Consider the following 22661-nt stretch of genomic DNA (forward strand, 5'->3'; position numbering starts at 1 on the left):
CAGCTACGCGACGGCGACGAGGTGCTCGCGCTGCGGCTCGCTGCGATAACGGCTCGGCGGCCCGTCGATCTTGCAGATCTTCCACATGAGCTTGGCGATCGGGTTCATCAGTCCGGTGTCGGTGCACAGCATCCGCACGTCACTGAACATGTCGCGCAGCATCTTGCGGGATTCGGGCGCGCCGAAGAACAGGTCCTTGCGCACCGAGCGTGGAATGTCGAATTCCTTCCAGAACGCCCGCGGCGGAACAATGATCGCCGAGCACAGGATGCGCATGGTCAGCGGCACGAACAGCGATAGCAGCCAGCGCTGACGACGGTGCAGGTGCGGTACCCGCTTGTGCAGGTACTGGTGCGCGAACGAGATATGGCGGGCTTCCTCTGCGACGTGGATCGCCATCACCCGCTCCATGATCGGATGCAGTTCTTTACCTTCACGCAGCACGTTCTTCTGCGTGTGGTCGATGGGTTCCTCGCCGGCGAGCACACCGAAGAAGAACGGGATGGGCAGCGGCCCCGCAGCCAGCGGGATCAACGGCTGCAGCCACTTCAGGAGCATCGGCATACCCGGTACGTCCTTGCCGATGTGGTTGACCATCTCCTGGAACATCAGGGTGTGGTTGCACTCCTCCACGGACTCGTGCAAGCAGTACCGGTACTCCGGCGAGCCGTTGGGCACCCAGAATGAGTACTGCATCAGACCGCGGATCAGGATGTTCTCGAAGTGCAGGCCGACCTTGGCCACGTTGGCCTGGCGCCACATGCCGATCTCAATCTGACGCTGCAGCGGCTGCGCCCGGTACCACGGGTGACCACCGATCGGATCGGTCGCCGGAAGCACCCAGCGGGGATCATTCGGAGTTACAGCAAACTCCGGCGAATCCCACTCGATGTCGAGGTAGGGATTGAAGTTGCGCCGCACCGACCCCTCGGACAGTGTGGTGAGCATGTCGACGTACTCGGCGTCGTCGGTGACGTCCATATTCTTACGCCAGCGTCTGACCATCTTGGTGCGAGCCATGTTGCAGACCTCTCCCTCTCCCATGAGGTTTACATCTATGCGCCTTGTGTACAACGGTACCGCAGGTATCGACTAAATGTCTACGCCGAATTTCAAAATTTGCCGAGAAGGTGGATGACGTGGTCAAACTGAAGACGCAAGACGAGATCGAGGCCATGTCCGCCGCGGGAGCCGTCGTCGCAGAAGGGTTGCGGGCGGTGATCGCGCAGGCCACCCCCGGATGTACGACAGCCGATCTGAACCGGATCGCCGCCGACGTCCTGGCCGGTCACGGCGCCACGTCGCCCTTCCTGAACTACCACCCCCGCTGGGCCCCGAGCCCCTTCCCCGCGGTGCTGTGCGTGAGCGTGAACGACGCCGTCGTCCACGGCGTACCCGACGACACCGTGCTGGCCGACGGCGACCTGGTGTCGGTGGACTTCGGGGCAATCTTGAACGGCTGGTGCGGTGACGCTGCCCGCAGCTTCGTCGTCGGCACGCCCCGGCCTGCCGATACCGCGTTGATCAAGGCCACCGATGCGGCGCTCGCGGCAGGTATCGCAGCGGCCCGGCCCGGCAACACTCTCGGTGATGTTGGACACGCCATCGCGACCGTGGCGCGCCAGGCGGGCTACGGCCTGCTGGCCGATCACGGTGGTCACGGCGTCGGCCGCACAATGCACGAGGCGCCACACGTCCCCAACGAAGGGCGCCGCGGCAAGGGCCTCAAAATACGATCCGGCCTGGTGATCGCCATCGAACCGATGCTTATCGCCGACGGCACCGACGACTACCTGCACGACTCCGACGGCTGGACGCTGCGCACCGCGACCGGCGTGCGCGCCGCCCATAGCGAGCACACCGTCGCGGTCACCCCGGATGGAGCGCAGATTCTGACGCTCTAAGCTTGTCGGGTGGCTGAACTCTCGATTCCCGCCGACCTGAAACCCCGTGACGGCCGCTTCGGCTGTGGACCGTCCAAGGTGCGTCCTGAACAGCTGACCGCCCTGGCCTCGGCCGGCGACCTGTTCGGCACCAGCCATCGGCAGGCGCCGGTGAAGAACCTCGTCGGCCGGGTGCGCGACGGGCTGCGTCAGCTGTTCTCGCTACCCGACGGCTACGAGGTCATTCTCGGCAACGGTGGCTCGACGGCGTTCTGGGACGCTGCGGCCTTCGGCCTGATCGACAAGCGGTCACTGCATCTGACCTACGGCGAATTCAGCTCGAAGTTCGCCTCGTGCGTCGCCAAGAACCCCTTCGTCGGCGACCCGATCGTCATCAAGGCCGAACCGGGCACCGCCCCGGAACCGACCTCGGACCCCTCGGTCGATGTCGTCGCCTGGGCGCACAACGAGACCTCGACGGGTGTCGCGGTACCCGTCCAGCGCCCTGCCGGCGACGCTCTCGTGGTCATCGACGCCACGTCCGCGGCCGGTGGCCTGCCGGTGACCATCACCGACGCCGACGCGTACTACTTCGCGCCGCAGAAGAACTTCGCCAGCGACGGCGGGCTGTGGATCGCGGTGCTCTCCCCCGCCGCACTGGCCCGCATCGACGCGATCGCCGCGTCGAACCGGTGGGTGCCCGACTTCCTGTCGCTGCCCATCGCCGTGGACAACAGCCTCAAGAACCAGACCTACAACACCCCGGCCATCGCCACGCTGATACTGCTGGCCGAGCAGATCGACTGGCTGCTGAGCAATGGCGGACTGGACTGGGCCGTCAAGCGCACCGCCGATTCCTCGCAGCGGCTGTACTCGTGGGCCGAGAGCGCGTCGTTCGCGACACCGTTCGTCACCGATCCCGCGCTGCGCTCCCAGGTGGTCGGCACCATCGACTTCGGCGAAGCCGTGGACGCTGCCGCGGTGGCGAAGACGTTGCGCGCCAACGGGATTGTCGACACCGAGCCGTACCGCAAGCTGGGCCGCAACCAGTTGCGCGTCGGCATGTTCCCCGCGGTCGATCCTGAAGACGTCAGCGCACTGACGCGCTGCGTGGACTGGGTCGTCGAACGACTCTGAGGCCGGCGCCTACCGCGTGTCAGCACGGTTACGGGCTGATAACGCAGTAGGGTGCGCCAAGGAGGTCGGTAATGCGAGAACTCAGAGTCGTCGGACTCGACGTCGACGGCAAGCGCATAGTCTGCGAAACCGACGACTCCTCGGAGTTGTTCAGTGTGCGGGTGGATGACCGACTGCGCGCCGCGGCGCGTGGCGACCGGGTTGCCTCGAATCAAACCCAGATGGATCTAGAGGTGCACAGCGTGCTGCGTCCCAAGGAGATTCAAGCAAAGATCCGTGCCGGCGCATCGGTCGAGCAGCTGGCGGCAGCCGCCGGTGTACCGATCGAGCGCGTGGAACGGTTTGCCCACCCGGTGCTGCTGGAACGGGCCCGTGCAGCCGAACTGGCCACCGCGGCACATCCGGTGCTCGCCGACGGTCCCGCGGTGCTGACACTGTTGGAAACAGTGACCACATCGCTGGTGGCTCGCGGGCTCGACCCGGACGCCACGAGTTGGGATGCCTGGCGCAACGAGGACAGCCGGTGGACCGTACAGCTCTCGTGGAAGGCGGGGCGCTCGGACAACGTCGCACACTTCCGGTTCCTCCCGGGAGCCCACGGCGGAACCGTCACCGCATCCGATGACACCGCCCAAGAATTGATCAACCCGGACTTCAACCGGTCCCTGCGTCCCGTGGCGATGCTGCCGCAACTCGATTTTGAGGCGCCTGAATCCACGCCCGCGGCTGCCGCCCAGCCCCCTCTGCCCGAGCCGGTCACCGAGCCCGAGCAGCCCAAGCCCGCCCGCTCCCGCAAGGCCCGCCCGGCTGTGCCGGCCTGGGAGGATGTGCTGCTGGGTGTGCGTTCGTCCGGTGGACAGCGTTGACGGTTGACCGGTTGACCTGAAGCGTTCTCGAGGTCATCACGCCGGCAGCCTCACTGCGACAGCACTGTCGCCAACAGCACCACCCAGCCGATGGCCACCCCCGCTCCCGCCCCGAGGACGAACCAGCGCCACACGGGCCGGTGCCGCCAACCCCACACCGTCGGCGCGAGACCACCGACCGCCACCATGTTCAGGCCGATCGCCAGCAGGGGATGCACCCGGGTCAGGCCCAGGCCGAGAACCACGATGGCCGCCGCAAGCACCGCGGCTACGAAACCGGCCACGGTCAGCCCAGTTCCCCAAGGCGTCGAATCGTCGGTCACCGTCTCAATCTACGTGGGTCCCAGCAGTCGGGCCCGTTCGTAGAACGCCAAGGCCGCCGCGGTGGCCACATTGAGCGAATCAGTGCCGCGCGACATGGGGATCCGGACCCGCACATCGCTGGCCCGCATGGTGTGCTCGGTCAAACCCGGCCCCTCGGCGCCGACCAGTATCGCCACCCGCTCAGTTTGCAGGTCCGGCATCACCTCGGGCAGCGTCGCCGCAGCCACATCCGGGGTCATGGCAAGCACGCGGAAACCGTTGTCCTGCAATAGTTTCAGATCAGCCGGCCAGGATTGCGCGCGGGCGAACGGCACCAGCAGCGCGTGCCCCATCGACACCCGCACCGCACGACGATAGAGCGGATCGGCACATCCTGCCCCGAACACCACCGCATCTACGGCCAACCCGGCAGCGTTGCGGAAGATCGACCCCAGGTTCTCGTGGTCGTTGACGCCCTCGAGCACCACCACGGTGCGGGCGCCGGAGATCACCTGGGCCACTGGCAATTCCGGCGGCCGTGACGCCGACGCCAGCACGCCGCGGTTGAGATGGAAGCCGACCGCGGCGGCCATCACTTCGGCGCTGGCCCGGTAGAACGGGACCGACGCACCGGTGAGGTCCTCGGCCAGTTCGCCCAGCCGCCGATCGGTGCCGAGCAATGCCCGCGGAACGAACCGCGAGGCCAGCATGCGTTGCACCACCAGCACGCCCTCGGCAATCACCAAACCCTTGCCGCTGGGCAGATCCGGCCGGCGATCCACGCTGTTGAGGTCGCGGAAATCGTCTATCCGTGGATCGGCCGGATCCTCGATATCGATGACCTGCAACGCGCTCACGCGGCGAATAGTAGTGCCGGGATCGGCGCATCCGGTATTCGAGTACGTTGGTCAGCGATGACCGACGAGCCGCAACCGCCGCCATTGCCTGCCTGGCTCCTGGAGCCGTGGCCGGTGATCGTGGTGATCGCGACGGGGTGGCTGATCGCGACGGTCCTGGCTTTCACGCTGCCGGCTCTGCACAGTTGGCGACCGCTGTCGCTGGCGGGCCTCGCGATCGGTGTCTTCGGTACCTCAATTTTCCTGTGGCAACGGCACGCCGTGCGTCGCGGTGCGCGCGGTGCCCAACGTGGACTGACCTGAGGAGAACCATGGCTGCGCCGCTGCTACAAGCCCAGATCGACATCGATGCACCGGTTGACACCGTGTGGAAGCTCATCTCCGATCTGCGCCGGATGCCACAGTGGAGCCCGCAATGCCGGTTGATGAAACTGCGCGGGCCGCTGCGTCCCGGTGCCCGCACCTTCAACCTGAACAAGCGCAAGTTCACCTACTGGCCAACAACCAGCACCATCACCGAGGTCATCCCGCAGCAGAAGCTGGCCTTCAAGGTCGACGCCAACAACACGGTCTGGTCCTACGAACTTCAGCCCACCGAATCGGGCACCCGGGTCATCGAGAGCCGCCACGCCGAGAACGGCGTGAAGGCGATCTCCAACGCACTGATCAACACCTTCATGGGCGGAGTTCCGAGCTTCGAGAACGAACTCGTCGACGGCATGAACGCGTCACTGGCCCGTATCAAGGCGGCCGCCGAACGCTAGTCGGCGAGGTCGAGCACTCCGTCGTCGTACGGCTCGTACAGCGGGGAACCGGTTCCCGGCGGTTGCGGGGTGTCCGAATGGGCCCCGCAGCCGAAGCCGGCCTCCACGACGTGGCCGTCAGCCGCCAGTTCGTTGGCACACACTCCGAACATCACGCCCAGGGCGCCACCGAGCGGAAGGTAGAAGCCGCAGTCGCGACATACCCGACGGGTCGCGCGGGCCATCGCCGAACCCGGGCCGTACTCACCGTCGTGCCAGCGCTGCGCGGCTTCGGCCCGCCCCAGGGGGCTGAGTATCTGGCGGCGGCCGAGCCCCAGCTCCACCACGGTGTCGTCAATCAGCGGGTCACCGGAGGCCATGAAGCCGGGTGTCAGCCGCGGATCTTCCGGCGGCGGGGCCAGCAGGTCGCCCGGTCCCAGATCGCCCGGCCGGATGCGGTCCTGCCAGGGCACCCATTGCGGCGCGAGGAGGGCCGTCGGTCCCGGCACCAAGACCAGCTCACTGATGGTGGTGTGGTCTGCGCCCGGATAGGCCGCTACCACGACCGCCCACTGCCAGCCCCGGTAGCCGGTCAGGTTGGCCAGGAAACGATGGGTCGCCGAACTGGGGTCCTCGAACGTGGCGCCGAGATACTCGCCGACCGTCTCCGCGCCGCTGAACTCCGCCAGCGCCGCGCGTGCTTGTTCTACGGCGCCCATCAGCAACGCCTCGAGACCCGGCGTCGACGCAGCACCGGTGTCCGGTGCGGCTTCGGGCGCCGGCTCGGATATCACGGCCTGCTCAGAACTCTCGGCCTGCTCGACGGGCTCGGTCATGCTTTCCATCGCCATCCATAGTGCCTGACCGGTTCGGTCGAAAGCCACACCGGTCGCCAGTGCGCCCCGCCGGGCCCGGATAGGCAAGAATCGAGAGGTGACTTACTACCCGCCGCGGCCGCCAGCCGATCGTGGCGCGGAACACCCCGGTATGGCCAACTACCCGAGCGACGAGACGCCGCGACGTCGCCACCGGCCGTCGGGACCGAGCTCCAACCGGTGGTTGCCGCCGCTGGACGAGGAGCCCGCCGACACCTATCGCTCCGACCCAGAGTCAGGCGTCGGGTCGGCCTCCGCCGAAAAGGTGACCGTGACTCGTGCGGCAGCCGCGCGCAGCCGCGAGATGGGTTCGCGGATGTACGGTTTCGTGCATCGCGCAGCCACCGCCGACGGCGCCGACAAGTCCGGGCTGACCGCGCTGACCTGGCCGGTGGTGGCCAACTTCGCCGTCGACGCCGCCATGGCCGTCGCCTTGGCCAACACACTGTTCTTCGCCGCCGCCACCGGTGAATCCAAGAGCAAGGTCGCGTTGTACTTGCTGATCACCATCGCCCCGTTCGCCGTGATAGCACCGCTGATCGGGCCCGCGCTCGACCGGTTGCAGCACGGCCGCCGGCTGGCGCTGGCCGCGTCGTTCGCGCTGCGCACTGTGCTGATCGTGGTGCTCATCGCCAACTACGACGGGGATTCGGGCAGTTACCCGTCCTGGGTGCTCTACCCGTGTGCGCTGGGGATGATGGTGTTGTCCAAATCGTTCTCGGTGCTCCGCAGCGCCGTCACGCCCCGCGTGCTACCGCCGACGATCGACCTGGTCCGCGTCAACTCCCGGCTGACCACCTTCGGTCTGCTGGGTGGCACCGTGGTCGGCGGCGCGATCGCCGCGGGCGCCGAGTACGGGCTCCGTGTGATGCATCTGCCCGGTGCGCTCTATGTCGTCGCCGCTGTCTCGGCAGCCGGGGCGGTGCTGTCGATGCGGATCCCCAAGTGGGTCGAGGTCACCGAGGGCGAGGTGCCGACGACGCTGAGCTACCACGGTGACTCGGCAGGCGGCCCGGGCGAGCTGCGACGTCCCCGCAAGACCAAGACCGCGAGTCAGCCCATGGGCCGCAACACCATCACCGCGCTGTGGGGCAACTGCACGATCAAGGTCATGGTCGGTTTCCTTTTTCTGTACCCCGCGTTCGTGGCCAAATCGCACGACGCGACCGGCTGGCAACAGCTGCTGATGCTCGGTTTGATCGGAGCCGCCGCAGGCATCGGCAACTTCGCCGGCAACATCGCGGCGGCCCAACTCAAACTCGGCCGGCCGGCCCAACTGGTCGTGCGTGCGGCCGTCGCCGTCACCGCTGCCGCGCTGGCCGCCGCACTGGCCGGAAACCTGCTGGTCGCGGCGGGTGCCACGCTGGTGACCTCCGCTGCCAGTGCGATCGCCAAGGCGTCGCTGGACGCATCGCTGCAAGATGATCTGCCCGAGGAGTCACGCGCCTCGGCGTTCGGCCGCTCGGAGTCGGTACTGCAGCTGGCCTGGGTGGCCGGCGGCGCGACGGGCGTGCTGATCTACACGGACCTCACCGTCGGGTTCACTACGATCACCGCCGTGCTGATACTCCTGCTGGCGCAGACCATCGTGAGCTATCGCGGCGAGTCACTGATCCCCGGCCTAGGCGGTAACCGCCCGGTGCTGGCCCGACAAGAAGGCGGAGGCCCCGCGATGGCCAGCACGACGGATACGCAGAGATGAAGCGTTTTCTGACCGTCCTGGCGGTGATCGTCGTACTCGCGACGGCAGGCACGGCCGTGGCGGTATGGCGACTCAGCCGCGGACACGACGAGCTGCCGAAGATCAGTGCCTACACCAACGGCCACCTGACCCGGGTCGGGCCGTTCCGGTACTGCCCCGTGCTCAACCTGAACGACTGCACGCAGTCGGGCAACCAGGGCGAGCTGCGAGTCAACAAGGAACACCCGGTGCAGCTGTCGGTGCCCTCGGCGATCGCCCGCGCGCCCTGGCGGCTACTGCGGGTCTACGAGAACCCGATCGACACCACGTTGTCGATCTACCGGCCGAACACCACTCTGGCCGTGACGATTCCGACGGTCGACCCGCAACGCGGCCGGCTGACCGGCATCGCCGTGCAGCTGCTCACCCTGGTGCAGGATCAAAACGGCCAGGTGTTCGACCTGCCCCACGCCGAATGGTCGGTGCGCACGAACTGGCCCGACAAGGCTCAGCCGGCACCGTGACCGGCGGGTTCCTGAATTGCTCCTCACGTGCGCGGGTCTTGAATTGCTCCTCACGTGCGCGGGTCTTGAATTGCTCCTCACGTGCGCGGGTCTTGAATTGCTCCTCACGTGCGCGGTACCCGCTCGGATTCACGCGTCGGTCCAGGTGGGGTGCCGTCACCAAAAGGCCTGCCGCCCAGTGATTCCCGGCCGTGCGGGGTAAGCCAGTTGGAAAGCTCCGGCCCCTTCGGCACAATCCGGGTCGGATTGATGTCGGCATGCACGATGTAGTAGTGCTGCTTGATCTGGACGAAGTCGATGGTATCGCCGAAACCCGGGGTCTGGAACAGGTCACGGGCATAGGCCCACAGCACCGGAAGCTCCGTGAGCTTGGACCGATTGCACTTGAAATGACCGTGATACACCGGGTCGAACCGGGCCAGCGTGGTGAACAGTCGCACGTCGGCCTCGGTGATGGTGTCGCCCACCAGATATCGCTGCGTAGCCAACCGCTCGGAAAGCCAGTCGAGCGCAGTGAACAACCGGTCGTAGGCGGCGTCGTACGCCTCTTGTGAGCCGGCGAAACCGCACCGGTACACGCCGTTGTTGACCTCGGTGTAGATGCGCCTGGCCACAGTGTCGATCTCGGCTCGCAACGGTTCGGGGTACAGCTGCGGAGCACCCTCGCGGTGGAATTCCGTCCACTCGGTCGAGAAGTCCAGCGTCATCTGAGCGAAGTCGTTCGTCACCACGGCACCCGTCGGCACGTCGACCACGGCGGGAACCGTAATACCCTTGGGGTAGCCGGGATCGCGCGCGAAATAGGCGTCCTGCAGTCGCGGAATCTTCAACACCGGGTCGAGGCCGTCGGGATCGAGGTCGAAGGTCCAGCTGCGGGCATCGTGCGTCGGTCCACAGAAGCCGATCGACAACGCGTCTTCGAGCCCCAGGAGCCGACGCACGATGATCGCCCGGTTGGCCCACGGACATGCCCGGGCCACCACCAGCCGGTACCGACCCGCCTCGACGGGATAACCGTCGAGAGCGTCGCGCGTGATCCGAGTGGTGATGTAGTTGGTGTCGCGGTTGAATTCGCCTCCGGACGAAGACTTGTCGGCGACGTAGGAGCCCTGAGCCATGGCTTCAGTCTCCCCCGCCGCAACGCGTCAGGCGTCGAGTTCCCGTGCGACGGCCTTGACCACCTCGGACACGCGCCGCGCGACCTTGCGGTCGGGGTAGCGGCCCTTGCGCAGCTCCGGCTGCACGGTGTCTTCCAGCAACGTGATCATGTCCGAGACCATGCCGTGCAGCTCGTCGGGGGTGTGCTTGTGCTCGGGACGCTCCGCCTCCCGGCGCGTCTTGCTCAGGCTCGGTGGCGGATCAATCAGCTTGAGGCTCAATGCCTGCGGACCACGACGGCCTGCGGCCACCCCGAACTCGACGCGCTGGCCGGCCTTGAGCGCCTCGACACCCGAAGGCAGCGCCGAAGACCGGACATAGACGTCCTCGCCGTCCTCCTGGGACAAAAACCCGAAGCCCTTTTCGGCGTCGTACCACTTAACCCTGCCGGTCGGCACTGGACTCACCTGCTCGTCGTTGGTAGCTCTAAACAGACATAGAAATTTCGCGTCCCGGTTTGCGCCGGAACGCGATGTGCAGATCCTACTCGGGCGCTGATTGCTCCTGACGTCCGCGACCTAGTTGCTCCTCACGTCCGCGACCTGATTACCGCGTTACGTCCCCCACCCCCATTACTCGGTAGGCTTGGACCACCGCTCGAGGAGAAAAATGCGTCCCATATGCGAGTGATACTGAACATCATCTGGTTGGTCTTCGGCGGCCTGTACCTGGCGCTGGGATACCTGCTGGCAGCGCTGATCTGCTTCATCCTGATCGTCACCATCCCGTTCGGGTTCGCCTCGCTGCGCATCGCCTCCTACGCGCTGTGGCCGTTCGGCCGCACCATCGTCGACAAACCAGGCACCCGGCCGGGCGCGCTGATCGGCAACATCATCTGGATCCTGTTGTGCGGTATCTGGCTGGCCATCGGCCACCTGGTCACCGCGGTCGCCATGGCGATCACCATCATCGGCATCCCGCTGGCGCTGGCCAACCTCAAGCTGATCCCGGTGTCCCTCATGCCGCTGGGTAAGGAGATCGTCCCGGTGGGCCCGGCCAGGGCCCCCGTATGACCATCACCGCACTCGGATTGCCCGCCGTGAACCCTCGCGGGGAAGCCGCTGTCAATCCGCCTCCGACAACCGGCCCGCTCATCGACAGCTACGGCCGTGTCGCGACGGACCTCCGCGTCTCACTCACCGACCGGTGCAATCTGCGCTGCACGTATTGCATGCCCGCCGAGGGTCTGGACTGGCTTCCCGGCCAGGCCCTGTTGACCGCCGGCGAACTGGCCCGGCTGCTGCGCATCGCGGTGACACGACTGGGCGTCACCAGTATCCGCTTCACCGGCGGTGAACCCCTGGTGTCCCGGCACCTCGAAGACGCGGTGGCTGCGGCCGCCGGGCTGACACCCCGCCCGGAGATCACCCTGACCACCAACGGCATTGGGTTGCAGCACCGTGCCGCCGGGTTACGCCGAGCCGGGCTGGACCGCATCAACGTCTCGCTCGACAGCGTCGATGCCGCACATTTCGCCCGGATCACCCGGCGCGACCGACTGGTCGACGTCCTAGCGGGCCTGGCCGCCGCAAAGGCCGCCGGGCTCGAGCCGGTGAAGGTCAACGCGGTGCTCGATCCGGTGACCGGGCTCGACGACGCGGTCGGCCTGCTGCGGTATTGCCTCGAACGTGGCTATCAGCTGCGCATCATCGAACAGATGCCACTGGACGCCGGGCACACCTGGAAGCGCGATCAGGTGATCGACGCCGGCCGGATCTTGCAGACCTTGCATCAGCACTTCGTGTTGCGACCCGATCGCCGGCCGCGGGGCTCGGCCCCCGCCGAACTGTGGCAGGTCGAGCCGGATGGCACACACCCGGGTGGCTCGGTCGGCGTCATCGCCTCGGTGTCGCACGCGTTCTGCTCGGCCTGCGATCGCACCCGACTGACCGCCGACGGCCAGATTCGCAGCTGCCTGTTCTCCACCGAGGAGACCGATCTGCGCGGCCTGCTGCGGAGCGGGGCGGACGATGCTGCGATCGATGCCGCATGGCGCGCAGCCATGTGGGCCAAGCCTGCCGGGCACGGCATCAACGACCCAAGCTTTGTGCAACCGGCGCGTCCCATGAGCGCGATCGGAGGCTAACCATGGCAGCGACGGTCGACGTGACGGTCCGGTATTTCGCCGCTGCAGCGGCCGCTGCGGGCGTCGAGACCGAAACGTTAGGTCTCGAATCGGGAACGACGATCGAGGAGCTCGTCGCGCGGCTCGGCGACGGCAACGATGAACTCGCACGAGTGCTGAAACGGTGCTCCTACCTGTGCGACGGCGTCGCAGTGCACGACAAGACGCGCGCCGTCACAGCGCCGCAGACGCTTGACGTGTTACCACCATTCGCCGGTGGCTAACGTGATTTGCGTCACATAACAAAATGGTCACAAGCTGGCTACGAGTCGCGTTACCAACGCCACGACCTGCGCAAACGCATCAGTAACCTGCACCTTTAATGTTTTTTTAAGTTTTGCCGGGCCTAAAAACGCCCAACCCAACAAAAGGTGACTTGCTTGCGACGAACCGTTACCGTTCATTCCCAAGTCATCAACCGACCCTCACCGGATGACCTGCCATCCCCGATTGCGCCGAGCTCCATCCATCGGGCGGGTGGTCAACGACGAACAACTGGATGGAGGCGGGGGACCCACCGGTCCACCGAGCTACAAGGACCCGGAGCCGCTTGCGGCCCCTTGGGGTGAAGCTGTCGTCGTTTCGACGTCGACGGCCGGGCTACCTCTCCAGCCCGAACCCGACAGCTGACCTCGTGGGCGCATACGAGAGGATCTCACGCTCATGAGTGGACGGCACCGTAAGCCCACCACGGCTTCATCAGCCAAGAATGTCGCCAAGATCGCCGTGGCCGGTGCCGCGCTTGCTGGCGGCAGCCTCGCACTGGCAAGCCAGGCGACGGCAGCGACCGACGGCGAATGGGACACCGTGGCCCGCTGCGAATCGGGTGGCAACTGGGCCATCAACACCGGAAACGGCTACCAGGGCGGGTTGCAGTTCTCGCCGGGCACCTGGTCGGGCCACGGCGGCGGCCAGTACGCCCCGGCCGCGAACATGGCCACCAAGGAGCAGCAGATCGCTGTCGCCGAGCGCGTTCTGGCCAGCCAGGGCAAGGGTGCTTGGCCCGTGTGCGGCCGCGGACTGTCGGGCGCGACCCCGCGCAACGTGGTAAACCAGCCGCAGCCGATGGACAACCCGGCCGTCGAGGCTGATCACCCCGCACCCGACGCCCCTGCCGTCGAGACTGTGGCGTTCGATGCCGCCGCGGCCCCGGCACCTGACGCCCCGCCGCCGGCACCGCAGGATCTCCCCCCGGCACCGCAGGATCTCCCCCCGGCACCGCAGGATCTGCCCCCGGCACCGCAGGATCTGCCCCCGGCACCGGATGCTCCGGCCCCCGATGCTCCGGCCCCGGCCGACGTGCCGCCGCCTGCGCCGGTCACCGACGCTGCGCTGCAGGCTCCGGCCCCCGAAGCGCCGGCTCCCGAAGCCCCGGCCGATGCGCCCGCTCCCGTGGACGCTCAGCCCGTCTCCTACGTGGAGCAGATCCAGCAGGCCATCGAGAAGCAAGGCCTGCACGGCAACGTCATCATCGGCTGAGTCCGCTCAGGCGGAGTTGACCCACTCGTCGGTGCCGTCAGCGAAGTGCTGGTGTTTCCACACCGGTAGCCGTTCCTTGACGGTGTCCACAAGGCGGGCACAGGTTTCGAACGCCGCCCTGCGATGGTCCGCTGCTACAGCGGCCACCAGGGCGGCGTCTCCTATGTTCAGGGTCCCGATGCGGTGACTCACCGCAATGGCCTGGACTCCAACACTCTCCGAGGCGATCTCGGCGGCAACCGCCTCCAGCGTCTGCAGGGCGGTCGGATGGGCGGAGTACTCCAGTCGCAACACCGACCGGCCACCGTCATGGTCGCGAACCACGCCCGAGAATCCCACGACGGCGCCTGCGGCCTCGTGAGCCACCAGCGCTTCGTATTCCGGCAGAGCGATGGGGTCCTCGGTGAGCTCCACCCGGACGACGACAGCGCTCACTGGCCGTGATCCCGGCCGCTCAGCTGATCCAACGCATGCTCCAGCACGTGATCGAGCACGCCCAGGCCGTCCTTCACCCCGCCCGTCGATCCCGGCAGGTTCACGATCAGCGTGCGCCCGGCCACGCCGCAGACGCCGCGCGACAGCACCGACGTGGGCACCTTGTGGCCTCCCGAGCGCCGGATGGCGTCGGCCAGGCCGGGCACCTGATAGTCCAGCACCGCCATGGTGGCTTCCGGAGTGCGGTCGGTGGGCGAGATGCCGGTGCCGCCAGAAGTGATGATCAGGTCGACGTGTTCGGCCAAAGCGGATCGCAGCGCTGCGTTGACGGCGGCACCATCGGGAACCACCATTTGTTCGGTCACGTCATAGCCACGGTGTGACAGCCAACCGACGATCATGGGACCGGTGCGATCGTCGTAGATGCCGGCCGATGCGCGCGTCGACGCGATGACCACCCGGGCCGAACGGGTTACACCGGTGGAGTGTCTGGAGTCCATAGACCCGTTTTACCGCCCTCTTTGCGCAGTACCCGGATCTGGTCGAGACGAGCCGCCGGATCGACGGCCTTGATCATGTCGTAGAGCGTCAGCGCGGCCACGCTGACGGCGGTCAGCGCTTCCATCTCGACGCCCGTGCGATCGGTACTGCGCACGGTCGCGGTGACGTCGACGCGATCGGTTCCGATGTCGAAATCGACGTCGACACCGGTCAGCGCTAACTGATGACACAGCGGAATCAGATCAGAGGTCCGCTTGGCGGCCATGATGCCGGCAACGCGTGCCGTGGCCAGCGCGTCACCCTTGGGCAACCCTCGCGAGGAGATCAATGCGACCACCTCGACGGTGGTCAGCACAGTGCCCGCAGCAACGGCCGTACGCCTGGTGACGTCCTTGGTGGTGACGTCGACCATGTGCGCCGCCCCGGAGTCGTCGAGGTGCGACAGCCCCACCGTTACCGGTTGACGACGGTGACCGACTGGATGAACGGCAGGGTGTCTGCCGGTACAGGGAAGGTCACGTCACCGAACGGAGACAGTGCTCCGGTACGGTCGGTTGCCAGTTCACTGACGGCGTGATCGTCGCCGTCACTGAGGACCGGCCAGCCGTTGTCGACGTACTGTTTCTTGTTGTTGTCAGCCACGCCCCACATTGTGGCAGGCCAGGCATCCGGTGGCGAGACCGACATGTCCCGGCTGGGCCCGGAGCGCAGCGGCCGGGGATGTCCTGAGCGGGCTGCTTTACGCTGGTCGGGAAATGACCGCGAAGACTCCTTCGGAGGACACGAGCGCCGCGACCCGGGCGACCGCCGGGATCCCACTCGGTGCCTGGCTGGCCGATCTCCCCGACGAGGGACTTCTGCGGGTGCTGCAGTTGCGGCCGGACTTGACCCAACCGCCGCCGGCCAGTCTGTCGGCGCTGGCTGCGCGGGCCTTGTCACGACAGTCGGTCAAGGCCGCCACCGACGGACTGGACTTCCTGCACCTGGCGGTGCTGGATGCGTTGCTGGTCCTGCACGCCGACACCTACGCCGTTACGGTCACCGAACTCAACACGCGGCTGGGTGAGCGGGCCGACGCCGACGCAGTCGCCACCGCATTGGACAACCTGCGCGAGCGGGCCGTGGTGTGGGGAACCGACGAGGTGCGGGTGGCCCCGGAGACTGCCGGGTCGCTGCCGTGGTACCCGGGCCAGGCCGTGCTGGAGCCGTCCGACCGCAGCGCCGACGAGATCGCGGCGCAGTTGGCCGATCTCGACGATGCCCAGGCTGACCTGCTGGCCCGGTTAGTGGAGGGCTCGCCGATCGGCCGCACCCGCGATGCCGCCGCAGGGACTCCACCGGACCGGCCGGTGCCGCGGCTTCTGGAGGCCGGACTGCTGCGCCGGGTCGATGACGAAACCGTGATTCTGCCGCGGCTGGTTGGCCAGTCGCTGCGCGGCGAGGTCCCGGGTCCGGTGGAATTGGCGGTGCCCACGCTCGATGCAACGATCACGACGACCGCCGAAGTGGACGCCGTGGCCGCGGGTGCCGCGCTCGACCTGTTGCGCGAGATCGAGCTATTGGTCGAAACCCTTGGCGCCACACCGGTTGTTGAGCTGCGCAACGGCGGTCTCGGGGTGCGTGACGTCAGACGTCTGGCCAAGACGACCGGGATCGACGAGCCGAGGCTGGGCCTCATCCTGGAACTGGCCGCGACAGCCGGGCTGATCGCTGTCGGCATGCCCGACCCCGATCCGGGCGACGACACAGGACCGTATTGGGCGCCGACAGTGGCCGCCGACCGTTTCGTGGAGTCGCCGACGGCCGCGCGCTGGCAGCTGATCGCCTCGACCTGGCTCGACCTGCAGGCCCGCCCGGCGCTCATCGGCACCCGCGGACCCGACGGCAAACCCTTTGCGGCACTGTCAGATTCACTGTTCTCCACGGCCGCTCCACTGGATCGCCGGTTGCTGTTGACGGTGCTGGTCGAACTTCCTCCGGGGTCTGGTGTCGACGCGGCCGAGGCTTCGCGGGCGATGATCTGGCATCGACCTCGCTGGTCGGCACGTCTGCAGCCGGGCACTGTGGCGAACCTGCTGGACGAGGCACACGCGGTGGGCCTGGCGGGCCGCGGCGCGATCAGCACGCCGGGTCGCGGCCTGCTGGCCGACAATCCGCCCGAGGACATTCTGGCGACGATGGCCAAGGTGCTACCCAAGCCGCTCGACCATTTTCTGCTGCAGGCCGATCTCACGGTGATCGTGCCGGGGCCACTGGAACGCGAGCTGGCCGAGCAGTTGGCCGTGGTGGCCACCGTCGAATCGGCAGGCGCGGCCATGGTGTACCGCATCAGCGAAGCCTCGGTGCGGCACGCGCTGGACTCCGGCCGTACTGCCACCGAACTGCACACACTGTTCGAGAAGCACTCCAAAACCCCAGTACCACAAGGCTTGACGTACCTCATCGACGACGTCGCACGCCGGCACGGGCAGCTGCGGGTCGGCATGGCGTCGTCGTTCGTGCGGTGCGAGGATGCCGTCCTGCTGGCGCAGGCGGTGACCTCGGCGGCCACCGAACGCCTCGAGCTGCGGCTGCTGGCCCCGACGGTCGCGGTGTCACAGGCCCCGATCGCCGACGTGCTGGTCGGGCTGCGGGAGGCCGGCTTCGCCCCAGCTGCCGAGGACTCGTCGGGCAGCATCGTCGACATCAGGGCGCGCGGCGCCCGCGTCGCCGTCCCGACCCGGCGTCGGGTGTACCGGCCCGCGACACCTCCGACCGCACAGACGCTTTCGGCGATCATCGCGGTGCTGCGCAAGGTGTCCAGCGGACCGTTCGCGAATGTTCGACTGGATCCGGCGATGGCCATCACTCAGCTGCAGGACGCCGCAATCGCCCAAACCTCGGTGGTGATCGGTTATGTGGACCCGGCAGGCGTTGCCACCCAGCGGGTGGTGGCGCCGATCAATGTCCGTGGCGGCCAGCTCACCGCCTACGATCCCGCCGCGGGGCGCGTGCGGGAGTTCGCGATTCACCGCGTCACCTCAGTGGTATCGGCCGACGGCGACTAGGCCGCGACTAGGCCCACAGCAGATCCGTGCTGGCCGCACGACTGAGCGGCAGGCGATACAACTACTTGTTGCTGCGGCCAGGCGTCAACCACGAGAATGCGAGAGCGAGGATCGCGGTTGCAAAGAATCCGAGGATCGTCGTTCCGACCCAGGCTGGGAACTTCTCTATCAGACCGATAAACCATGAGTTTACAGTCCCTCTAACTGAGAACGGTCGTGTCATGTTGACTCGCCAGACAGCCTCGGAGTTTGTGACTTGATCCGGCATAGGATCCAAACTATTGAAATTGGTTCGAACTTCGCCGTCTCGAGGCTTCTTGGGATCAGCCGTAAAGGCACCATATGAAAATGCCAGAGCGTCGCTGAATTTACCCATACCTGACGTAAGGTTGTAGTCAATTGCCAGCCCAGGGAGGTACTGTAGCTCAAAGTTGTATGCATCAATACCTGCCGGCGTTGTGTTCAGGTTCTGCGTATCGCATGTAACCGACCAGACGGCCAATGCCCTCTGAGTGCTTTCTTCCAGCATTTGTAGCGGCTTCAATTGAAATATCGCATAATTCGCATCCGGCTTGAGACGTGTTGTCGACCACTGCAACCTCTTGGCCCAATCTGGAAACATCCTGCTTGCATACGGAAAGCAGTTGTGAGCGTCTTTTGGCAGGAACACGCCAACTTGTGGTAACCCCTCTGCTGGCGCCCCGAAGACGACATCTTTGACATCGATATAAGCGGCTGCGGTAAATGAAATGGTCCAGGACAGATCGTTGTGCACATAGAACTTGAATTCAGGCCCAAGGGCGCGTGTTATACCGTCAAACTGGTTGGGTGAGGCGATGGCAAGACCCACCGCCGCGCTGGGATCTGCGAGCCTGAACGGACGGTCCTCTGCTCCATGGCGTGACACAGCCCAAATTGTGAGGAATGGCAGGCAGGCGATGATCACTACCCATGCAAGATGCCGTGGCTTCATTGACGCGAAGCGTATCTGAGCCATAAGCATTGCGTCGGAGCGCCACACACTAGCTGCCGGGGCGGACACTGTTCGCAGCCGGATGCCAGATTTATGACGGCACAGTCACCCGGGGGCGAACAATTTCTCGATTCTTTTCGTGGTCAGGTCGGGGGCTGGTATCCAGCTGGAATCTGTTGTTTCGTGGCGTCAATGGCCGCCTTCTTCTCGGCTGACGGCTTAGCGAGCGGCGCCCCTCCTGGGTCCTTGAGTTCAGCAACCTTCGCTGCATCCGTACATGCGTCGACACGTGGCTTCAGTGCAGAGCGTTCGGTCTCAAGTTGGGCTTTCTCGGCGTTGTAGGCATCGACGGCGGCGTGGTCGTATGTGTTGACGCTGCCAGCCGGGGCATTATGGTCGTCTGCGCGTTGCGACCACGCGTCGAATTGAGCCGCGACTTCGGGACACAAATCGGCAAATGCAACCGCCCGAGCTACCGGGAGGACCGCCCCCAATTGATCGCCGGCAACCACACCAGGCTCACCGCCAGCAGCATGCTCATCAACTTGCGGACCACAGCCGCCCTCACCGATTGGCCAACACCCGTGCTTACGCACCCAAGCGCGCCAATCAGGGGGCATCGGGCGTCAATTTCGCGGCGGTGGATGAGCTGTCCTGTGCCTGGACGCCGACGCCAATCTGGTCGAACGGCTGCTGGCGGTGGATTCGACCAGCGTGCGTGTCCATCAGCACTCCGCTGTGACGGGGCGTGACCAGAGCTACTAGCCACGACTAACCCGACGAACAGCCTCGACACAGCTCATCCACAGAACTGTTCACGACCATGTCTCTCGTGACGACCCTGTTGAGCGAGGCCGTTCAGGCGCCGGCGAGACGCGGCGTGTCGCTGCTGCACGGCTGGCTGCCGCCGACGGTATGGGCAGTGGCCGCCATCGTGTTGGTGCTGGCGATCGGTTGGCGAAACCGACGGTGGCGGCTGATCTGGCTGCCGGCGGCGATCGTGATCGGTCTCATCCTGGCCGGGTGGACCCACTGGTACATCGACACCGAGGGACTGGCCGGCGATCCCGCACCGGACTCGCTGTGGATTTGGGTGGGTCTGACCGGTCTGGCGATCGCGGTCGCGGTGTTCGGTTGGCGGGGCAACCGCTGGTGGCGCCGAGGGGCGTCCGTGGTCGCGGTGCCGCTGTGCCTGCTGAGCGCGGGGCTGGCCCTGAACCTCTGGGTCGGCTATTTCCCGACGGTCCCGGCGGCTTGGAACGAACTGACCGCCGGGCCGTTGCCCGACGAAACCGACCTCGCGACTGTTCAGGGGATGCGGGGCAAGGGTGCACCTGAGCACGGGGCACTCGTCCCGGTGGACATTCCTGCCGACGCGTCGGGGTTCAAACACCGCACCGAGTTGGTGTACCTGCCGCCGGCCTGGTTCGCCGCCAATGCCCCGAAGTTTCCGGTCGTGATGATGATCGCGGGTGAGTTCAACACCCCGTCCGACTGGCCGCGCACAGGCAACGCGATCGCCACGATCGACAACTTCGCCGCCGCGCACGGCGGCAACGCCCCGGTGTTCGTGTTCGTCGACGTCGGCGGTTCCTTCAACAACGACACCGAATGCGTCAACGGTCCGCGCGGCAACGTGGCGGATCACCTCATCAAAGACGTGCCCCCATATCTCACCGGCACGTTCGATGTGCAGAAGGCCGGTTGGGGTGTCGTCGGCTGGTCGATGGGCGGCACCTGCGCGGTGGATCTGACCGTGATGCATCCCGAGCTGTTCAGCTCCTTCGTCGACATCGCCGGGGACATGGGCCCCAATGCGGGCACCAAAGATCAGACCATCGCCAGGGTCTACGGCGGCGACGCCTCGCAGTGGCCGATCTACGACCCCACGACCGTGATCAACAAGCACGGGCCGTACCAAGGTGTTTCGGGCTGGTTCGCGATCTCCTCGGATGCGCCGCAACAACGGAGGGGCGGATGGGGCAATCCTGACGCGGTCGGCCTGGGCGGGCAGGACGCCGCAGGCAATCCGGGTGATCAGACCGACGCCGCCAATTCGCTGTGCCGGTTGGGCCGGGACAACGGCATCACCTGCGCTGTTGTCGCCAGCCCGGGCAAGCACGACTGGCCGTTCGCAATGGACGTGTTCAAGGCCTCACTGCCGTGGCTGGCGGGCCAGGTCGGCACGCCGGGCGTTGCCGAGGTGCCGCTGCCCGGAGGCGTTACGGGAGGGGCACCGGCAGGGATCCCGCTGCAGGCCGCGCACCACTGAACTCCGGTGTTGTCGGCGCGTTCGGAATAATGGTCAGAATGACTTGCAAGCGAGGAGCCGCGCATGAGTGACGGCCCGCTGATCGTGCAGTCCGACAAAACGGTGCTGTTGGAGATCGACCATGCCCAGGCCGGCGCGGCGCGCGCAGCCATCGCTCCGTTCGCCGAGCTGGAGCGCGCGCCCGAACACGTACACACCTACCGCATCACGCCGCTGGCGCTGTGGAACGCCCGCGCGGCCGGCCACGACGCCGAGCAGGTGGTCGACGCGCTGGTCTCGTTTTCCCGTTACGCCGTCCCCCAGCCGCTGCTGGTCGACATCGTCGACACCATGTCCCGCTACGGGCGGCTGCAGCTGGTCAAGCATCCGGCGCACGGGTTGACCCTGGTGAGCCTCGACCGGGCGGTGCTCGAGGAGGTGCTGCGCAACAAGAAGATCGCGCCCATGCTGGGTGCCCGCATCGACGATGACATCGTGATCGTGCACGCCAGTGAACGCGGCCGGGTCAAGCAGATGCTGCTCAAGATCGGCTGGCCCGCCGAGGACCTGGCCGGCTATGTCGACGGCGAGGCGCACCCGATCGCGCTAAAGCAGGACGGCTGGGAACTGCGCGACTACCAGGAGATGGCCACCGACTCGTTCTGGGCCGGCGGCTCGGGCGTCGTGGTGCTGCCGTGTGGCGCGGGTAAGACGCTGGTCGGTGCCGCGGCGATGGCCAAGGCCGGCGCGACGACGCTGATCCTGGTCACCAACACCGTGGCGGGCCGGCAGTGGAAGCGGGAGCTGGTCGCCCGCACCTCGCTGACCGAGGACGAGATTGGCGAGTACTCCGGAGAGAAGAAGGAGATCCGCCCGGTCACCATCGCGACATACCAGGTGATCACGCGGCGCAGCAAAGGTGAGTACAAGAACCTGGAGATCTTCGACAGCCGCGACTGGGGTCTGATCATCTACGACGAGGTCCACCTGTTGCCGGCCCCGGTGTTCCGGATGACCGCTGACCTGCAGTCTCGACGCCGTTTGGGATTGACCGCGACACTGATCCGCGAGGACGGCCGGGAGGGCGACGTGTTCTCGCTGATCGGGCCCAAGCGCTACGACGCGCCGTGGAAGGACATCGAAGCCCAGGGCTGGATCGCCCCGGCCGAGTGCATCGAGGTCCGGGTGACGATGACTGACAACGAGCGGATGATCTACGCGACCGCCGAGCCCGACGAACGCTACAAACTGTGCTCCACTGCGCACACCAAGATCGCGGTCGTGCGCTCGATCCTGGAACGTCACTCCGGCGAACAGACACTGGTCATCGGCGCGTACCTCGACCAGCTGGAGGAACTCGGGCAGGAGCTCGATGCGCCGGTGATCCAGGGGTCGACGAAGAACTCCGAACGTGAGGCGTTGTTCGACGCGTTCCGCCGCGGCGAGATCTCCACCCTGGTGGTGAGCAAGGTGGCGAACTTCTCCATCGATCTGCCGGAAGCGTCTGTGGCCGTTCAGGTTTCGGGAACCTTCGGATCGCGCCAGGAGGAGGCGCAGCGGCTGGGCCGACTGCTGCGGCCGAAGGCCGACGGCGGTGGTGCGGTGTTCTACTCCGTGGTTTCGCGCGATTCCCTGGACGCAGAATACGCCGCGCACCGACAGCGGTTCCTCGCCGAACAGGGCTACGGGTACATCATCAAAGACGCCGACGATCTGCTGGGGCCGACGATATAGCGGCGCGTTCAGCCCGGCGAGCAGACGCCACGGTCCCAAAATCTCGGCGCGTCGGGGACTTTCGTGTCTCAGTGTCATTGTGAGGGTGC

At 66.4% G+C, this 22661-nt stretch carries 26 protein-coding genes and 1 riboswitch; of the genes, 14 read left to right on the forward strand and 12 right to left on the reverse strand.

Translation table 11 applies throughout. The annotated features are described in order from the left end of the window. Positions 1-3 precede the first annotated feature (3 nt). Positions 4-1020 carry a diiron oxygenase gene (locus tag B133_RS0114390; RefSeq protein WP_018602044.1) on the reverse strand — a complete coding sequence of 339 codons (1017 nt, stop codon included), beginning with the start codon at positions 1018-1020 and terminating at the stop codon, positions 4-6. A gap of 119 nt (positions 1021-1139) precedes the next feature. Here B133_RS0114390 and map point away from each other — a divergent pair, with 119 nt between their 5' ends. From map to sepH, 3 genes are all read left to right on the forward strand, one after another. Next, positions 1140-1904 (forward strand): type I methionyl aminopeptidase, encoded by a 765-nt coding sequence (map, locus tag B133_RS0114395; RefSeq protein WP_026256442.1) that lies wholly within the window; start codon positions 1140-1142, stop codon positions 1902-1904. Between the two features lie 9 nt (positions 1905-1913). Further along, complete coding sequence (gene serC / locus B133_RS0114400) at positions 1914-3020, forward strand: phosphoserine transaminase (protein WP_018602046.1); 1107 nt, start codon at positions 1914-1916, stop codon at positions 3018-3020. Between the two features lie 71 nt (positions 3021-3091). Next, the gene (gene sepH, locus B133_RS0114405) at positions 3092-3886 is read left to right on the forward strand and encodes a septation protein SepH (protein WP_018602047.1); all 795 of its coding nucleotides are present in this window, start codon (positions 3092-3094) and stop codon (positions 3884-3886) included. Positions 3887-3936: 50 nt separating this feature from the next. On the opposite strand, the gene B133_RS0114410 is transcribed toward sepH, so the two are convergent. Both B133_RS0114410 and B133_RS0114415 read right to left on the reverse strand, forming a co-directional pair. Continuing rightward, positions 3937-4209, reverse strand: a complete 273-nt coding sequence (locus B133_RS0114410) for a DUF2537 domain-containing protein (protein WP_019970568.1) — start codon at positions 4207-4209, stop codon at positions 3937-3939. 9 nt (positions 4210-4218) lie between these two features. Continuing rightward, positions 4219-5046, reverse strand: a complete 828-nt coding sequence (locus B133_RS0114415) for an RNA methyltransferase (protein WP_018602049.1) — start codon at positions 5044-5046, stop codon at positions 4219-4221. 57 nt (positions 5047-5103) lie between these two features. Here B133_RS0114415 and B133_RS0114420 point away from each other — a divergent pair, with 57 nt between their 5' ends. Further along, positions 5104-5349: a DUF2530 domain-containing protein gene (locus B133_RS0114420; protein ID WP_018602050.1), complete on the forward strand. Its 246-nt coding sequence runs from the start codon at positions 5104-5106 to the stop codon at positions 5347-5349. 8 nt (positions 5350-5357) lie between these two features. Beyond that, positions 5358-5810, forward strand: coding sequence for an SRPBCC family protein (locus tag B133_RS0114425; RefSeq protein WP_018602051.1), 453 nt, complete (start codon positions 5358-5360; stop codon positions 5808-5810). Here the strand turns inward: B133_RS0114425 and B133_RS0114430 are convergent. After that, on the reverse strand, positions 5807-6625 hold the full coding sequence (locus B133_RS0114430) for a DUF3027 domain-containing protein (protein WP_026256443.1): 819 nt from the start codon (positions 6623-6625) through the stop codon (positions 5807-5809). The genes B133_RS0114425 and B133_RS0114430 overlap by 4 nt on opposite strands. Positions 6626-6776: 151 nt before the next feature. Here B133_RS0114430 and B133_RS0114435 point away from each other — a divergent pair, with 151 nt between their 5' ends. Next, entirely contained in the window at positions 6777-8366 is a 1590-nt protein-coding gene (locus tag B133_RS0114435; protein ID WP_018602053.1) for an MFS transporter, read from the forward strand. Further along, positions 8363-8869: a DUF2771 domain-containing protein gene (locus B133_RS0114440; protein WP_018602054.1), complete on the forward strand. Its 507-nt coding sequence runs from the start codon at positions 8363-8365 to the stop codon at positions 8867-8869. The genes B133_RS0114435 and B133_RS0114440 overlap by 4 nt, the downstream gene beginning before the upstream one ends. A 104-nt stretch (positions 8870-8973) precedes the next feature. Here the strand turns inward: B133_RS0114440 and B133_RS0114445 are convergent, their stop codons facing one another. Continuing rightward, positions 8974-9987 (reverse strand): glutathione S-transferase family protein, encoded by a 1014-nt coding sequence (locus B133_RS0114445; protein ID WP_018602055.1) that lies wholly within the window; start codon positions 9985-9987, stop codon positions 8974-8976. Between the two features lie 27 nt (positions 9988-10014). Continuing rightward, positions 10015-10425: a cold-shock protein gene (locus B133_RS0114450; protein ID WP_018602056.1), complete on the reverse strand. Its 411-nt coding sequence runs from the start codon at positions 10423-10425 to the stop codon at positions 10015-10017. 222 nt (positions 10426-10647) lie between these two features. On the opposite strand from B133_RS0114450, the gene B133_RS0114455 reads away from it, so the two are divergent. The 4 genes from B133_RS0114455 (at position 10648) to B133_RS0114470 (ending at position 13631) form a co-directional block, all read left to right on the forward strand. Then, entirely contained in the window at positions 10648-11040 is a 393-nt protein-coding gene (locus B133_RS0114455; protein WP_018602057.1) for a YccF domain-containing protein, read from the forward strand. Further along, on the forward strand, positions 11037-12113 hold the full coding sequence (gene moaA / locus B133_RS0114460) for a GTP 3',8-cyclase MoaA (RefSeq protein ID WP_018602058.1): 1077 nt from the start codon (positions 11037-11039) through the stop codon (positions 12111-12113). Before B133_RS0114455 ends, moaA begins: the two co-directional genes overlap by 4 nt. A gap of 2 nt (positions 12114-12115) precedes the next feature. Next, the gene (locus B133_RS0114465; RefSeq protein ID WP_018602059.1) at positions 12116-12376 is read left to right on the forward strand and encodes a MoaD/ThiS family protein; all 261 of its coding nucleotides are present in this window, start codon (positions 12116-12118) and stop codon (positions 12374-12376) included. Positions 12377-12595: 219 nt separating this feature from the next. Beyond that, positions 12596-12808, forward strand: a riboswitch (cyclic di-AMP (ydaO/yuaA leader). Between the two features lie 7 nt (positions 12809-12815). Then, positions 12816-13631, forward strand: coding sequence for a transglycosylase family protein (locus tag B133_RS0114470; protein ID WP_018602060.1), 816 nt, complete (start codon positions 12816-12818; stop codon positions 13629-13631). 6 nt (positions 13632-13637) lie between these two features. Here the strand turns inward: B133_RS0114470 and B133_RS0114475 are convergent, their stop codons facing one another. From B133_RS0114475 to B133_RS0114490, 4 genes are read right to left on the reverse strand one after another with little or no spacing between them, the layout of a single operon-like run. After that, positions 13638-14066 carry a molybdenum cofactor biosynthesis protein MoaE gene (locus tag B133_RS0114475; protein WP_018602061.1) on the reverse strand — a complete coding sequence of 143 codons (429 nt, stop codon included), beginning with the start codon at positions 14064-14066 and terminating at the stop codon, positions 13638-13640. After that, positions 14063-14566: a molybdenum cofactor biosynthesis protein B gene (locus B133_RS0114480; protein WP_036418647.1), complete on the reverse strand. Its 504-nt coding sequence runs from the start codon at positions 14564-14566 to the stop codon at positions 14063-14065. Before B133_RS0114480 ends, B133_RS0114475 begins: the two co-directional genes overlap by 4 nt. Next, on the reverse strand, positions 14539-15018 hold the full coding sequence (moaC, locus tag B133_RS0114485; RefSeq protein WP_018602063.1) for a cyclic pyranopterin monophosphate synthase MoaC: 480 nt from the start codon (positions 15016-15018) through the stop codon (positions 14539-14541). The genes B133_RS0114480 and moaC overlap by 28 nt, the downstream gene beginning before the upstream one ends. 2 nt (positions 15019-15020) lie before the next feature. Continuing rightward, on the reverse strand, positions 15021-15218 hold the full coding sequence (locus B133_RS0114490; protein WP_018602064.1) for a hypothetical protein: 198 nt from the start codon (positions 15216-15218) through the stop codon (positions 15021-15023). A 104-nt stretch (positions 15219-15322) separates the two neighbouring features. On the opposite strand from B133_RS0114490, the gene B133_RS0114495 reads away from it, so the two are divergent. Next, the gene (locus B133_RS0114495) at positions 15323-17614 is read left to right on the forward strand and encodes a helicase-associated domain-containing protein (protein WP_018602065.1); all 2292 of its coding nucleotides are present in this window, start codon (positions 15323-15325) and stop codon (positions 17612-17614) included. A 61-nt stretch (positions 17615-17675) separates the two neighbouring features. Here B133_RS0114495 and B133_RS24445 read toward each other — a convergent pair whose 3' ends face one another. Together B133_RS24445 and B133_RS0114500 are read right to left on the reverse strand one after the other, a co-directional pair. After that, a complete protein-coding gene (locus B133_RS24445) occupies positions 17676-18587 on the reverse strand; it encodes a hypothetical protein (RefSeq protein WP_157625879.1) in 912 nt (303 codons plus the stop codon). 143 nt (positions 18588-18730) lie between these two features. Beyond that, positions 18731-19099 carry a hypothetical protein gene (locus B133_RS0114500; protein ID WP_018602066.1) on the reverse strand — a complete coding sequence of 123 codons (369 nt, stop codon included), beginning with the start codon at positions 19097-19099 and terminating at the stop codon, positions 18731-18733. A gap of 311 nt (positions 19100-19410) precedes the next feature. Here B133_RS0114500 and B133_RS0114510 point away from each other — a divergent pair, with 311 nt between their 5' ends. Next, on the forward strand, positions 19411-20859 hold the full coding sequence (locus tag B133_RS0114510; RefSeq protein WP_232423305.1) for an alpha/beta hydrolase family protein: 1449 nt from the start codon (positions 19411-19413) through the stop codon (positions 20857-20859). Positions 20860-20922: 63 nt separating this feature from the next. Continuing rightward, on the forward strand, positions 20923-22572 hold the full coding sequence (locus tag B133_RS0114515; protein ID WP_018602069.1) for a DNA repair helicase XPB: 1650 nt from the start codon (positions 20923-20925) through the stop codon (positions 22570-22572). The last annotated feature ends 89 nt before the right edge of the window (positions 22573-22661 follow it).

Source organism: Mycobacterium sp. 155, from assembly GCF_000373905.1.
Classification (GTDB): domain Bacteria; phylum Actinomycetota; class Actinomycetes; order Mycobacteriales; family Mycobacteriaceae; genus Mycobacterium.

What these genes read in the sequence shown, in the direction of transcription:
- moaA (WP_018602058.1), top strand. Translation starts at nt 11,037, where the DNA reads ATGACCATCACCGCACTCGGATTGCCCGCCGTGAACCCTCGCGGGGAA.
- B133_RS0114425 (WP_018602051.1), top strand. Translation starts at nt 5,358, where the DNA reads ATGGCTGCGCCGCTGCTACAAGCCCAGATCGACATCGATGCACCGGTT.
- sepH (WP_018602047.1), top strand. Translation starts at nt 3,092, where the DNA reads ATGCGAGAACTCAGAGTCGTCGGACTCGACGTCGACGGCAAGCGCATA.
- B133_RS24445 (WP_157625879.1), bottom strand. Translation starts at nt 18,587, where the DNA reads ATGAAGCCACGGCATCTTGCATGGGTAGTGATCATCGCCTGCCTGCCA.
- B133_RS0114445 (WP_018602055.1), bottom strand. Translation starts at nt 9,987, where the DNA reads ATGGCTCAGGGCTCCTACGTCGCCGACAAGTCTTCGTCCGGAGGCGAA.
- B133_RS0114480 (WP_036418647.1), bottom strand. Translation starts at nt 14,566, where the DNA reads ATGGACTCCAGACACTCCACCGGTGTAACCCGTTCGGCCCGGGTGGTC.
- B133_RS0114510 (WP_232423305.1), top strand. Translation starts at nt 19,411, where the DNA reads ATGTCTCTCGTGACGACCCTGTTGAGCGAGGCCGTTCAGGCGCCGGCG.
- B133_RS0114435 (WP_018602053.1), top strand. Translation starts at nt 6,777, where the DNA reads ATGGCCAACTACCCGAGCGACGAGACGCCGCGACGTCGCCACCGGCCG.
- B133_RS0114470 (WP_018602060.1), top strand. Translation starts at nt 12,816, where the DNA reads ATGAGTGGACGGCACCGTAAGCCCACCACGGCTTCATCAGCCAAGAAT.
- B133_RS0114490 (WP_018602064.1), bottom strand. Translation starts at nt 15,218, where the DNA reads ATGTGGGGCGTGGCTGACAACAACAAGAAACAGTACGTCGACAACGGC.
- B133_RS0114495 (WP_018602065.1), top strand. Translation starts at nt 15,323, where the DNA reads ATGACCGCGAAGACTCCTTCGGAGGACACGAGCGCCGCGACCCGGGCG.
- B133_RS0114455 (WP_018602057.1), top strand. Translation starts at nt 10,648, where the DNA reads ATGCGAGTGATACTGAACATCATCTGGTTGGTCTTCGGCGGCCTGTAC.
- B133_RS0114420 (WP_018602050.1), top strand. Translation starts at nt 5,104, where the DNA reads ATGACCGACGAGCCGCAACCGCCGCCATTGCCTGCCTGGCTCCTGGAG.
- B133_RS0114515 (WP_018602069.1), top strand. Translation starts at nt 20,923, where the DNA reads ATGAGTGACGGCCCGCTGATCGTGCAGTCCGACAAAACGGTGCTGTTG.
- B133_RS0114430 (WP_026256443.1), bottom strand. Translation starts at nt 6,625, where the DNA reads ATGACCGAGCCCGTCGAGCAGGCCGAGAGTTCTGAGCAGGCCGTGATA.
- B133_RS0114440 (WP_018602054.1), top strand. Translation starts at nt 8,363, where the DNA reads ATGAAGCGTTTTCTGACCGTCCTGGCGGTGATCGTCGTACTCGCGACG.
- B133_RS0114390 (WP_018602044.1), bottom strand. Translation starts at nt 1,020, where the DNA reads ATGGCTCGCACCAAGATGGTCAGACGCTGGCGTAAGAATATGGACGTC.
- B133_RS0114465 (WP_018602059.1), top strand. Translation starts at nt 12,116, where the DNA reads ATGGCAGCGACGGTCGACGTGACGGTCCGGTATTTCGCCGCTGCAGCG.